Below are 13,150 nucleotides of genomic sequence, written 5' to 3' on the forward strand. Positions count from 1 at the left end.
GCGACAGTCACTAATGTGGCACTCATTTCTTCCTGCAATACCTTTTGGCCTTCTTTCAAATTATCAATATAGCTGTAATTACCATTTCCGGCATCAGCAATTTGCACCATCATCGCATCATTAAGATTACCCATACCAAAGCCCAGCGTCGATAAAGTTATTCCCTTATCTTTCTCAGCGCTCACCAGAGCTTTCAACTCTTCAGTACTGTTTATGCCTACATTAAAATCGCCATCGGTAGCCAATAAAATGCGATTTATGCCATCTTTCACTTTGGCTCGTTCAGCCATTTTATAAGCCAGCTTCAGCCCTTCTCCGCCGGCTGTACTGCCCCCAGCTTCAAGTTGATTAATTGCCGCCAAAATTTTAGCTTTATTGCTCCCTGAAGTTGGTTCCAAAGCTACGCCTGCACTACCCGCATAAGTAACAATGGAGACCTTGTCCTGGGGACGCAACTGATCAACCAAATATTTTAATGATTTTTTCACTAAACCCAATCTATCTGGTCCATACATTGAACCAGAGGTATCGATCAAAAATACCAAATTTGCTGGCGGTGACTGATCATAATTCATTTGAGCAGCCTTAATATTGACTCGCAACAAAACCTTGTTTGCATTCCAAGGACTGGGCGTCAGCTCATAGGTGGCGGCAAACGGAGAACCGGGCAAAGGCTTTAATTGTTCATTCGTGGCTGCCGGAAAATAATTAATAAACTCTTCAACCCGCACTGCATCAGGATGTGGCATTCTATCTTGGGATAAATAGTTTCGAATATGGGCATAGCTGGCAGTGTCCATGTCCAGACTGAAGGTACTAACTGGCTCTGCCATAACTTGTTTTATCGGATTATCTGAATAGTTTTTATACTTTGACGTATCGATATTAGCATTACTATGTTCCATTGCGATCATTGTACGACTAGGTGGTGCGCCGTCAGCCAAAAGTATTAGCCCTTTGGAATTTGCCAATTGACCATACATGACGATCTCACGTTTTTCATTTGGATCTTCATCACCCTTATTTTGCGATACATTTTGCGCTTCAATCTTAGCATCACGACCAGAGGGCGCAGAGTTACAGGCACTGAGTATGCCCGTAATTAGCAAAACCAACATAGAATATCTGCTCAAACAGGCTTTTGTTTTAATCATGTTCTCAATCCTCACATTTCTTCTATCGTTTGCAAATTATAAACTAGATTTAACATAGATTGATAACACAAGCTATTGAAGAGGATGGTTTTTACGTAATTTTGATAATCTAGAGTAAATAGATATGATGCTGATGATTTATTGCGGTTGAACAAACTTAATTCTTATCCATGACTGAAAAACGATTCATTCAGTTTCGAAGATAGCTATTTTTAGATAACCAACACAACGTTACCTCGAAAATTTTTTCAACGATTTAAATAGGATAGCAAGATTTTTGGCACTGGCTGTGAGGTAAAAGCATATTGATGTTTCATCTGCAAACTCATTTGGTCAAGCCATCCTTCACTAAAGTGGTCAGCACAATAAAAGGTATTTTTTTGAACTTGAATAAGATTAAAAATTATTCCAGTAATTAATAATCAGTTGTACTACCCCCAGCTTCAAATTGATTAATTGCCGCCAGAATTTTAGCTTTATTGCTCCCTGATGTTGGTTCCACAGCTACGCCCGCACTACCCGCATAAGTAACAATGGAGACCTTGTCCTGTGGACACAACTGATCAACCAAAAATTTTAATGATTTTTTTGACTCATCCCAATCCATCCAACCCCTTTATTGAACTGGAGGTATCGGTCAAAAATACCAAATTTGCTGGCGGTAGCTGATCATAATTCATTTGAGCAGCCTTAATATTGACTCGCAACAAAACCTTGTTTACATTCCATGAACTGGGTGTGAGCTCATAGGTGGCGATAAATGGAGATCGGGCAAAGGCTTTAATTGTTTATTCGTGGCTGCCGGAAAATAATTGATAAACTCTTCAACCCGTACTGCATCAGGATGTTGCATTTTATCTTGGGATAAATAGTTTCGAATATGGGCATAGCTGGCAGTGTCCATGTCCAGACTGAAGGTACTGACTGGCTCTGCCATAACTTGTTTTATCGGATTATCTGAATAGTTTTTATACTTTGACGTATCGATATTAGCATTACAACAGCTATTATCCAATCCGATCATTGAATGTCTATATAGTGAGTCGCCAACTAATGGAATAACTGCCTTAATTAATTTTTCATCTTTAATTAAGCATTTGCCTTTACTGTCTACACATATATTTTGCTTTCTTCTAATGATATATATCGCATCTTCGGCATTTTTCCAACTTTTTTCTGGCATTCTTAGCGGTTTCTCCGATAACTCATCATTGGTTAACTCTTGAACTTCTCGCTAGATTTAATGCAACCTTCTTTTAATGATAAAGACAGGATAGAAAAGTAATTTAATTATGTTTATTACTTTTATAACTTACTCTTTTTTAATCTATATCGTTTCTTGTGATAGTAAAAGTCCAAATAAGGAGATTTCCACAAATATTTTTTTCCATCAAAATATATTTTTCCAAAATCCTTGGTTTTTTCTAGAACAGCACTTTCAATACCATCTAAATATTTCAAATAAGTTAAAGACAGAATATTACTATTAATTACTTTACCTTTTAATAAATATTTCTCATACATCTGATATCCAGCTATTTCATAAATGATAGAATCTTTTGAAATACTTAAAGATATACTTTGGTTTTCTCTCCAATCTTTCGATTCTTTAGTTATTACATGATATACTCCATGCCACTTTTTGGGGATGATTGTACTTTTATTATATTTTTGCTTAATTTCATGGGTATATTCTTCGGGCCCATTTTCTCTTAAATAATATATGGGAGGGGAACTGTCATTAGTAACCGTTGTTGATGGTAATTTACTCAATTTACCCATATCATTTAAACCATCAGCTGGTTTCCCTTTGGAATTTGCCTTTTGACCATAAATGACGATCTCACGTATTTCATTTGGACCTTCATCACCCTTATTTTGCGTTACATTTTGCGCTTCAATCTTAGCATCACGACCAGAGGGCACAGAGTTACAGGCACTGAGTATGCCAGTAATTAACAAAACCAACATAGAATATCTGCTCAAACAGAATTTTAATTTAATCATGATCGCAATCCTTAAATTTCTCCTTTTGTGTGCAAATTATAAACTAGATTTAACATAAAAAGTAAACACAAACCATTGAATTGGATGGTTTTTAAGAAAATTTGATATTCTAGCGTAAACAAACAAGACGCTGTAGATTTATTGCGTTTGAACAAACTCAATTCTTATCCATAACTGAAAACGATTCAGTCATTTTTCCAAGGTAGGTATGCTTAGATAACCAACATAACTTTACCTCAAAAAATTTTTTTTCAAAGGTTTAAAAGAGGATAGCAAGATTTCTGGCACTGGCCGTGAGTTAAGATCATATTGATGTTTCAACAGCAAACTTCATTTGGTCAAGTCATCCTCCACTAAAATGGTCAGCTCAATAAAAGGTATTTTTCAGAACTTAAATAAGTTAAAAAATTGTTTCAGTACTTAATGATTATTAGTTGTATGAATTGTGATTCATTTGCAAACAGAGAAGTAAATTTGAATATAATAGTCCACAGTCAATCAATAATCATTCAGTTTATTCAACCCATTAAAATCTGAGTAATCAATTTAAACAGTTGATGAACTATTAGAGGATATAAAATGCGCGTCTTTTTTCTAGGTGGCGGCAACATGGCTACGGCAATCGTATCCGGAATGAGTCAAGCAGGTGGTTATGATATTGAAGTGATTGATCGTAATCAGAATAAACGTCAATATTTAATCGATACCTATCAGGTACGTGCCAATGAAGCGTTGCCTGAACTCAATGCTGATGATGTGTTGGTGCTAGCGGTTAAACCTCAGGATATGCAGGTGGCTACGGCCAATATTCGTATTAACGGAGCTTTAATATTAAGTTTAGCTGCGGGTCTGACTACATCTATTTTATCCAAATTTTTGCATGGTCACCAACGTATCATTCGGATTATGCCCAATACCCCGTGTCAGATTGGCTTAGGTATTTCCGGCTTATTTGCCCCGGCAACTGTGGACGGTAAAGATAAAGCCATCGCTGAAAAAATCATGCTTACCAGTGGATCGGTAGTATGGCTGGATGAAGAAAGTGGTATTAATCGCATTGCCGGCATCAGCGGCAGTGGTCCAGCTTATGTATTTTATTTTCTAAATGCTTTACAGCAAGCAGCCATCCAACAGGGATTCAGTGCCCAAGAGGCACATCAACTCAGCCTGGGTACCTTTAAAGGAGCCGTGGCTTTGGCGGAAAAATCTGGTCTTGAATTCAATCAGTTGCAGAAAAATGTGACTTCTAAGGGAGGAACGACTTTTGCCGCAACATCTGTTTTTGATCAGCATAAGCTGACTGATGTGGTGATGGATGGTGTACAGGCCAGTATTGTGCGCGCAGAAGAAATGCAACAACAGCTCACGCCTTAAGGAATATTGTGCTTAGTAAACTCATTTTTTTATGTGCCGATGCTGTGGCCATTCTATGCTGGGGACGCTTGCTGCTGCAATGGGGTAAGCTACCCTTTCTACACCCTTTGGCGCAGTTTTGTCTCAAAGGAACAGACTGGTTGGTTCGTCCATTGCGTAAAATCGTCCCGCCGATTGGCCACTGGGACACTGCTTGTATCCTGGCAGTATTCATCGTATATTATCTGGCCACTATATTAAATCTGCTCAATGATCTTTCCCAGCTACAATTAAATGTGCGTATGCTGGCAGCCAATATTCTCATCAGTCTAATCTTGGCTTTAAAAGCATTGTGTTACGCACTATTTCTCGGTTTATTTGTACGCATATTTTTAAGTTTTACCCAGACTTATTCACCTTTATTAGCCACATTACAGCGCATTTATCAACCGCTAACCCGTCCATTTAGTTTTTTACGGCTAGGTCAATATGACTTTTCAGCCACAATTTTGTTGCTGTTTGTCTATCTGACTATAGAGTGGTTTGTCCCGTATGCCATGAATCAAATTACCCTGTGGTTACTGATCAGTTGAATCTATTCAGTATAAATTTACTAAACAAAATAAAAAAACATGCTATGATGCCCGAACTTTTTTAATAGCCAGATGGCGATTTTTTGAAATTTTACTTTGTAAAGGCTGTCTATTTAGGCTAATTGCTTAATCAAGCTACGTAAAAGGAATACCAAACAATGGCAAAACTCACTGAAAAAGATATTCTGGCCTGGAACGGCCCTGAAGAAGAGTACATGAATGAAGATCATCAGGCTTTCTTTCGTGACTTGCTGTTGAAACTTCAGGATGAGTTGATTCACAACGCTAACAATACAGCGGGCCACTTGCAGGAGCAATCTACCACACCAGATCCTGCTGACCGGGCCACGTTAGAAGAGGAATATGCTCTGGAGCTGCGCACTCGTGACCGTGAGCGCAAATTATTAAGTAAAATTCAGGCTTCATTGCGGCAAATTGATGAAGGCGACTATGGCTTTTGTAAGGACACCGGTGAGCCAATCGGTTTGAAACGGTTGTTAGCACGTCCAACCGCTACTTTATCAGTTGAAGCTCAGGAGCGGCGAGAACGTATCAAGAAACAATATGTTGATTGATAGTTAAATTGGCAATTTCGAAGCGCTTTGACTGACAAAAGCGCTTTTTTTGTGTTTGGATGAGCGGGTTTGGCTGAATTAAACCATTAAGCTCGTTTTGAGCTGTTAAAAATGACGTTGCTACTAAAATATAAGATAGGGGAAAAATCAGTGCAGATTCTTCCCCTGCTATGACTGCTGATCTATCCTACTTCAACCACACTTAGCCGAATGCAGTCAGTTTTGCGCCAATATTTTTCAGTGGTTATGCTGTCGCAACCATTGCTGCATGAATTTGATTTCTTGCTGCTGTGCTGAAATAATATTTTGTGCTAGTTTTTTTAACTTGGGATCTTTACCGTATTTTAGTTCAATTCTAGCCATCTCTATGGCACCTTGATGATGAGCTATCATTCCTTTAACGAAAGAAACATCGGCATCCTTAATTTTCGCAGCATCCATCATCGGCTGATGCATTTTATCCATCGCTCGCATATATTCTTGATTCATTTGATTATTATCCTGCGCAGCAACATTTAAACTTACGCACAAACCCAGCGCAGCAACACTAGCAAGCATCATTTTTTTCATTGCTAAATTCCTGTTGTAGAAGAAGGGGTATTTTATCTCGTTTAATTCGCCAGAACATCAATCAGCCTTAAATTTACAAATCTAAGCGATTGTTCTTTTTTAATTTATTCACATGAATCACTCGTGTAGGAAAATTTCTCCGCAAGGAAATTGAACGGATAGCTCAGCGAGAATCAATTAATGGTGATCATGACAACAGATAATTGGATAATAATGTCTCTATTCCTAGTTGGTATCTAGATACTTTTTGACAGTATGAAGTTTGTTATGCCGTAAACCCCTTTACCGATATTTAGGTACACATTTTATTTAGCGCATTATTTAATTATTTCTGGATGTTACGTATTATAGAATCAATATAATCTTAGTGATTTATAAGTATTATTCGAATCGATCACGGATTAATATTTATCCTTAAGTTCCCTGCCATTTTTTAGATCAGTGATGGAATATATTCTGAATTAAAACGATATATTAAAGGGTCATTTTAATTATTTTGCGAGTGATTTCGCCCGAAAATTTTATGATTTTTACCCCAGCTACTATTGAAGGTATCAACAGTCAACGCATCATCTACCTATTCTCTGACTGAAAAAATTTTATGAATAAGATGGTGAGTTACAATCTAATCGCGATCTAGTCAAAATACCTGTTCATCATGTTTAGTGACCAATCATTGCTGTTTTTTTGACAGTCGAATGCATTGCGATAAGGTATTGTACTTGCCGATTACTTTCAGTGTCTGTGGCAGTGAATAGCACCATCTGATTAAGCTTTTGTTCATTCATCATTCTATAATGCAACCCTTTGATTGATGATGTTGGTGCTCAGTAACTCAACGTGAAAACTTTTTCATCATGGTTACCGCATTCTAGTTTTGGCGGATACGCTTTAATTAACTGATAGGTGAATAACTGGAGAACGAGCATGATGGGATTAGGGGTGCAGCCAATTAAAATTTCACCTTCATTCTTTATGTGTAGTTAAACACCCACTGAAATATAGTCTGTTTGAAAGTTTAAATGCAGTTGATCACGGCTTTTCCTAACAATACAAATCAGCTGAGCTGTGTTTCGCTTGTTTAATCTAATCGCTATTTATCTCGCCAAAATGAATACACCCTTTTTTGCACTGAGCTAAAATTAAGACTTCATGCAAATATTTTTCCATTAATCATGCTAAACATCAGATAGCTATTCCGCAGATTATTCGGTGCATCCAGCAGCCAACCAATGAATATCAGCCCTGTTTGCAGAACATATGAAACCAAGATTGATTAGCAAATTCACTTAGATTAGATAGGTAAGTGGATGATTTTGAACCTGACCAGCCATCAGCACGTCAGGTTAAGTAACCACAGTTTGAGTGAATGTGGCGAAATATAAAACGTTATGCCTGTTCAAGCAGCTTAATTGGTCAATGAGTACATCATCACCTCGTCACACACACTGGCATTTATAGACTAGCTTGATTTTTTAGAAATTGATGAGCCACCAAAGCAGCTGTCAACTTTAAAAAAATTATTGAAGAGTAATTTTTCTGCAGAAGAATCGCTGGGGCAGCCATTGGAATTTTGTAAAATTTCTTGGCGCTTACCTCAGCACAAAATATATTGAAGCTGCATCATTGTTCTATTAATCCCTTTTCTTGGCGAAGTATTTCTTTTTCATTCATTTTTATCCAAATATTTCAAAATATACCCTCGTCAGCCCACTTTTCCCAAAATTTATAATCGTGTTCTAATTCCTGCTCTGTTTCATAAAAATAAATACTTTTGTATCTTTCCTTGAATTCTTCCAGCTTTTCTTTATCTTTCATTAAATAATAAAATTTGTAAATACTTCCATATTCATTGATAAGTTCCAGAGGATTTGGGTTTTTACTACTTGAGGTATCAAACCGGATATATTCTTCACATACTTCGATAGCCCTTTCATATTTACCTTGTCTTGCTAATGCTTCTTTTAGTCGTGAATAAACAAAGGCATACCAATCTAATATAATGCTAAGCTTTTTCTCCATAGAGTAAGTATCTTTATCTGGATCTCTGTGAGCGATCATATATTCACAATTTTTTTCCATCTCCAGATCATTTTGTAGATGTTTATCATATAATCGGATTAAATTCATTCTTGCATTAAGAAAATCAGGATCAACGTTTAGGGCTTTTTTTAAATAAGATTCTGCTTCTTCATAATATAATCGGGTTAAACTCATTCTTGCATTATGAAAATCAGGATCTGTATTTTGAGCTTTTTTTAAATAAGATTCTATTTCTTCATATTTGGCATTTTTTACACAAATTAATCCTAACAATTCCAATGCTTCTTTTGAGTTGGGTTCTGCTTCGATAATTTCTTTAGCATAATATTCCCCTGAATCTTCACTTCCTGCTTCAAAATACGCAGATGCTAATAAATATTTATATTGAAAATTATTCGGATACTCATCTACTATCTGATGAAGATTTCCAAGAACTTTATCAAATAGACCTTTTTCTCTATGTTCTTTAGCTTCTACTAAAAGTTTTTTTATATTTTTATCCATAACAAATCTAATTTTTCACCTAAGTTATTATTCCCAGATAGTCAACTTTTCTGATAGATTATTGCATTAATCACAATTTAATAAGCTCAAGCCGCCCGACCTGCCGGCTCATAGAGTGCAAATTAATTGTCCAACCAAATTATCTAAAAAACACAATATTCATCATAAAAAAAATCCAGTAGGTTATTGCAAGCTCACCATTAGAAATTTGAGCGCGTAGGAATAAGCATGCATAAATGAATTTCATATATGCCATGCTTTAACGTGAGTACTGCGTAGTTTATATTTCTAGTTAACACAGAATTTGGTGTTTTTTTAAAAGTTGTAGCCTACTGCACATCATCGACATTTTTGGCATTTTTTAATTGATATTCTTCAGTACCAATGAGTCCTAAATGATTTGACCTGATTCGCAGTAATTTTATGACATCGCCCCTTTTGGCATTCTTTAATCGCGAAGCATCTGTTCCTTCCAACACGATGGTTAATTGGTAAGGTTGACTATTGGGCAATTTGCAATCGTCATGTTGTCGTTTTGTTTGTTTTGATTTTGTAACTAAAACTTTAACGGTTGTAAAGAGGGTACTAAACTTAAACTTTTTGAGCTCTTCTTCACTCAAATCACTGCTAGGTTCTGAAAATAATAGTTGATATACTGGATCTTCTAACAATGTTGCTGTTAACAAACAGGAATTTTGATCAGAGGCATAAATATTTTGTAGAGAAAGTGTGGTAAATACAGCAAGAATAATATAAATTATTTTTTTCATTGTGATTATCTTTCTTATAGATAACAGTTTTAATGAAATAATATAATTGCAGCACTCATATGTAAAGATATGTCTGGCTGATATGTAACACAATGTTATTTTTAATGTTTAGTTTGAAGCTTATTTTTACTAATAGTAGTGAAAATATGCAGGTGACGGGACGGCAGCAGACAGGAGAAATCATGCGGGATCATCGCCAACGTTGTCTGAACGATTACTCAAGACGAGGATTAGACAAATTAATATCAATCAAATCATTTATTTGCATTTATGCAGATAGGTAAAATTCTCTGCTGATTACGCTGTATAGCAATTATTAAGATGAAAAAGAAAAATCAAGTCATTTCTGCCGATGGTTTATTTGCACCATGGTACATTTTCGTCAATTTGAAAATTTAGCCGAAATGGTTCACCCGCAGTTTTTAAGGGTTATTCCGCAAAGATTCTGCCCTGCATCAATAAGGCTTTGACGGGTGCAAAATCATGACGATGCTCTGGTAAAATTCCATATTGCTGCAAAGCGGCCAAATGTGCGACCGTGCCATAACCTTTGTGTTTTTCGAAGCCATATTGAGGAAAACGTTCAGCCAAGGCATACATCTCAGCATCCCGAGCGGTTTTAGCCAGAATGGAGGCAGCAGAAATGGCTGCGATTTTGAGATCGCCTTTGACTACCGCCTCTGCCGGCACAGACAATCCGGGTGGCAAACGATTACCATCTACCCAAATTTTGCTCGGCAATATACTTAACCCAGCCACAGCCCGCGCCATTGCTCGCATGGTGGCATGTAATATGTTGTATTGCTGAATCTCTTTACTATCAGCTGAAGCCACAGACCAAGCTACTGCCTGTTCTTTGATCATGGCTGCCAATAGGTCGCGCTTTTTTTCTGTTAACTTTTTGGAATCTGTCAGACCGGGTAAGTGATACTCTGCGGGCAACATCACTGCTGCAGCAAACACGCTTCCTACCAGAGGTCCCCTTCCAGCTTCATCTACGCCGGCATGACTGGGTAACACGCTAAAATTCTGACTCATTTTATTCCCATTGCATGTTGTAATACTGCCTGTGCCGCCAATTCATCGGTGTGCATATTCAGCTGCTGATGTAATTGTGCAAATTCGCTCTGCAATGCTTGAACTTCGTCCGGTGATTCATACCAATGCATCACCGCGTCAGCCAGGTTTTGAGGGGTAGCTTGGCGTTGTAATAATTCCGGCACAACTTTTTTACCTAATAAGATATTGGGCAAACCGACATAGGGTACTTTAATTTTATGTTTGACATACGCATAAGTAAGCTCGGAAATTTTATAGCTGATGACCATTGGACACTGACATAAAGCCACTTCTAATGTGGCGGTGCCGCTGGTTACCAAAGCGACATCGGCGGCCTGACAAGCCATTTCTGCATGAGCATTCATTAATCGTACAGGTAGTTTTTGCCAAGCTGGTTGCGCTAGCATATTTTGCATTCTCTGCCGAGTTGCCGCAGTAGCCATGGGTAACAAAAATTGTGCTTGCGGATAACGTTGCAAGATAATTTCAGCAGCTTGTAAGAAGAGTGGTGCCATATAGTCAATTTCGCTCACTCTACTGCCTGGCATCAAAACAAATACTGGATCGTTAGGTGGTAATTTTAATTGAATCCTTTTGGCTGCTCTATCAACGTGTTGTGGCAAGATTTGTGCCAATGGATGGCCGATAAAACGTGCATGGCCACCAGCCTGCTGATACAGCTCCGGCTCCATTGGGAACAGGCACAACACTTCATCTACTTGTTTGACAATTTTTTTGACACGTTTACGCCGCCATGCCCATACGGATGGGCTGACATAGTGCACGGTTGCAATTCCGGCACGCTTAAGCTTCTTGGCGACGCCAAGATTAAAATCAGGTGCATCGATGCCAACGAATACATGTGGACGGATTTGTTTCAGTGCTTTAATTAAACCACGACGTATCGCCAAAATTTCCGGTAACTTTCTCACTACTTCGACAAAACCACGCACAGCCAGTTTTTCTTGTTCATATAAGCTGTTGATACCGGCAGCCAGCATACGAGGACCGCCAATGCCCACAAAATTAACTTGTGGATGTTGGGCACGGATAGCATTCATAAGATGAGCGCCCAGCAGATCGCCAGAAGCTTCGCCGGCACATAAAGCGATGGTCAATGGATGAGATTCAGTTGCAGTTCTATTCATAGCTATGACGCAATTATTAAGCAACTATCAGAGAATAATCGAAAATGGTCATGCTGGCGATAAACAATCACTAGTATCACCTTAAAGTTTAAATTAAAAGCCCAAGCGAGCTGCTTGGGCTTTTATGGTGGGGTGGCTGATGGGGCTCGAACCCACGACAACTGGAATCACAATCCAGGGCTCTACCAACTGAGCTACAGCCACCACAAAAACTTTTTTTAAATCTGGTACGCCCGACAGGAATCGAACCTGTAACCCCCGGCTTAGAAGGCCGGTGCTCTATCCGGTTGAGCTACGGGCGCGTGCTCTTGCAATCATTTCCGGATATAAGGATTCAGTCGATTGGTCGGGGTGGTGGGATTCGAACTCACGACCCTCTGCTCCCAAAGCAGATGCGCTAACCAGGCTGCGCTACACCCCGACGAGAGAAGCGAACTATACAGGGGTTAAAAAAAGGCGTCAAGGCTTATTTGCTTATTTTTTGCCATTTATTTGAATTTTATGGTTTATTTGTTTCCTCTACAGGCAATAAATGGAATTAACCGGAAACACTCAGAAGGTTTATTCAATATTTTCAATGTATTGTATATTTAAGCCAACAAACTAGGTCTACCTATGCTGAACACGGCCATAATTTCTTGCTGGATGTAACAAACATAATGCTGCCAACGCTATTTTTACTTTTGCGAGCGGATAGGAACTGATCTGATGTAGTATTGAATCTGGATATTTTAGTGATTTACCCATTAGATCCGTGATCATTTATCTGGCTACCATAGAAGCAATCACTCTTAGGTCTAGGCAGTTGTGTCTTCACTGTGTTGAACTTTAGCGCTCATGCAGCTTAGTAGATAAAAATGGATGGCTTTTCCCTTTTGTAGCTGTGGGGGCGATCTTCAAAGATGGATTTCAATAAAAATAATGTACGTATCAAGCAATCAACGCAATATTCTATGCTGTTGACATAAGGGTTTTACCCTTTATTGATTCATAAACAAAATGCATTTTTCCCGGAAATTCAATCATTTTTTAACCAATCTGCACGGCTGATTGGATCGTTTAATTAGTACAGTATTGTTTTAGCCTATGCACTCTTCCACTTAGCTTACGGTTGATTGAATACTGGATTATCTTGAATCGATTTTTGAGCAAATACCGTATTTGCGCGCCCAAATTGCATCAGCATGTTTGAGCAATACTAGCTCAACCGATTGCCCTATTGGCGCAAAGTGCCAATCGCATTAGTTTAAAATATTTTTTCTTGTGGGTGCCGCCTCCGTTTATAATTGCACCTGCAACGGATAGCATTTTATCTGCTCGGGATGTGGTTGTTTGATGGTAATGTCTTTTCCTAGCGTTTCGATTGATGATATG

General features: G+C 38.2%; 12 protein-coding genes and 3 tRNA genes. 3 read left to right on the forward strand and 12 right to left on the reverse strand.

The window, feature by feature from the left end:
- From J3U68_RS09615 to J3U68_RS09630, 4 genes are all read right to left on the reverse strand, one after another.
- On the reverse strand, positions 1–1,154 hold a 1,154-nt coding region (locus J3U68_RS09615), incomplete at its 3' end, for a vWA domain-containing protein (protein WP_267376434.1).
- Between the two features lie 415 nt (positions 1,155–1,569).
- A complete protein-coding gene (locus J3U68_RS09620; protein ID WP_267376435.1) occupies positions 1,570–1,761 on the reverse strand; it encodes a VWA domain-containing protein in 192 nt (63 codons plus the stop codon).
- A gap of 111 nt (positions 1,762–1,872) precedes the next feature.
- Entirely contained in the window at positions 1,873–2,337 is a 465-nt protein-coding gene (locus tag J3U68_RS09625) for a VWA domain-containing protein (RefSeq protein WP_267376436.1), read from the reverse strand.
- 122 nt (positions 2,338–2,459) lie between these two features.
- Positions 2,460–3,161 carry a hypothetical protein gene (locus J3U68_RS09630; protein WP_267376437.1) on the reverse strand — a complete coding sequence of 234 codons (702 nt, stop codon included), beginning with the start codon at positions 3,159–3,161 and terminating at the stop codon, positions 2,460–2,462.
- A 579-nt stretch (positions 3,162–3,740) separates the two neighbouring features.
- Between J3U68_RS09630 and proC the strand changes: the two genes are divergently transcribed.
- From proC to dksA, 3 genes are all read left to right on the forward strand, one after another.
- Positions 3,741–4,535 (forward strand): pyrroline-5-carboxylate reductase, encoded by a 795-nt coding sequence (proC, locus tag J3U68_RS09635; RefSeq protein ID WP_267376438.1) that lies wholly within the window; start codon positions 3,741–3,743, stop codon positions 4,533–4,535.
- Between the two features lie 8 nt (positions 4,536–4,543).
- Positions 4,544–5,107, forward strand: coding sequence for a YggT family protein (locus tag J3U68_RS09640; protein ID WP_267376440.1), 564 nt, complete (start codon positions 4,544–4,546; stop codon positions 5,105–5,107).
- Between the two features lie 158 nt (positions 5,108–5,265).
- The gene (gene dksA / locus J3U68_RS09645; RefSeq protein ID WP_267376442.1) at positions 5,266–5,682 is read left to right on the forward strand and encodes an RNA polymerase-binding protein DksA; all 417 of its coding nucleotides are present in this window, start codon (positions 5,266–5,268) and stop codon (positions 5,680–5,682) included.
- 237 nt (positions 5,683–5,919) lie between these two features.
- Here the strand turns inward: dksA and J3U68_RS09650 are convergent, their stop codons facing one another.
- The 8 genes from J3U68_RS09650 to J3U68_RS09685 form a co-directional block, all read right to left on the reverse strand.
- Positions 5,920–6,252 (reverse strand): DUF305 domain-containing protein, encoded by a 333-nt coding sequence (locus tag J3U68_RS09650; RefSeq protein ID WP_267376444.1) that lies wholly within the window; start codon positions 6,250–6,252, stop codon positions 5,920–5,922.
- A 1,689-nt stretch (positions 6,253–7,941) separates the two neighbouring features.
- The gene (locus J3U68_RS09655) at positions 7,942–8,799 is read right to left on the reverse strand and encodes a tetratricopeptide repeat protein (protein WP_267376445.1); all 858 of its coding nucleotides are present in this window, start codon (positions 8,797–8,799) and stop codon (positions 7,942–7,944) included.
- Between the two features lie 329 nt (positions 8,800–9,128).
- A complete protein-coding gene (locus J3U68_RS09660; protein WP_267376446.1) occupies positions 9,129–9,569 on the reverse strand; it encodes a hypothetical protein in 441 nt (146 codons plus the stop codon).
- Between the two features lie 429 nt (positions 9,570–9,998).
- Positions 9,999–10,607 (reverse strand): ribonuclease HII, encoded by a 609-nt coding sequence (gene rnhB / locus J3U68_RS09665; protein ID WP_267376447.1) that lies wholly within the window; start codon positions 10,605–10,607, stop codon positions 9,999–10,001.
- Entirely contained in the window at positions 10,604–11,776 is a 1,173-nt protein-coding gene (lpxB, locus tag J3U68_RS09670; RefSeq protein ID WP_267376448.1) for a lipid-A-disaccharide synthase, read from the reverse strand. The genes rnhB and lpxB overlap by 4 nt, the downstream gene beginning before the upstream one ends.
- 128 nt (positions 11,777–11,904) lie before the next feature.
- Positions 11,905–11,980: transfer RNA gene (locus J3U68_RS09675), tRNA-His, on the reverse strand.
- A 21-nt stretch (positions 11,981–12,001) separates the two neighbouring features.
- Positions 12,002–12,078 (reverse strand) — tRNA-Arg (locus J3U68_RS09680).
- A 41-nt stretch (positions 12,079–12,119) separates the two neighbouring features.
- Positions 12,120–12,197, reverse strand: a tRNA-Pro gene (locus J3U68_RS09685).
- Positions 12,198–13,150: the final 953 nt, after the last annotated feature.

Source organism: Snodgrassella sp. B3882, assembly GCF_026535915.1.
GTDB lineage: Bacteria > Pseudomonadota > Gammaproteobacteria > Burkholderiales > Neisseriaceae > Snodgrassella.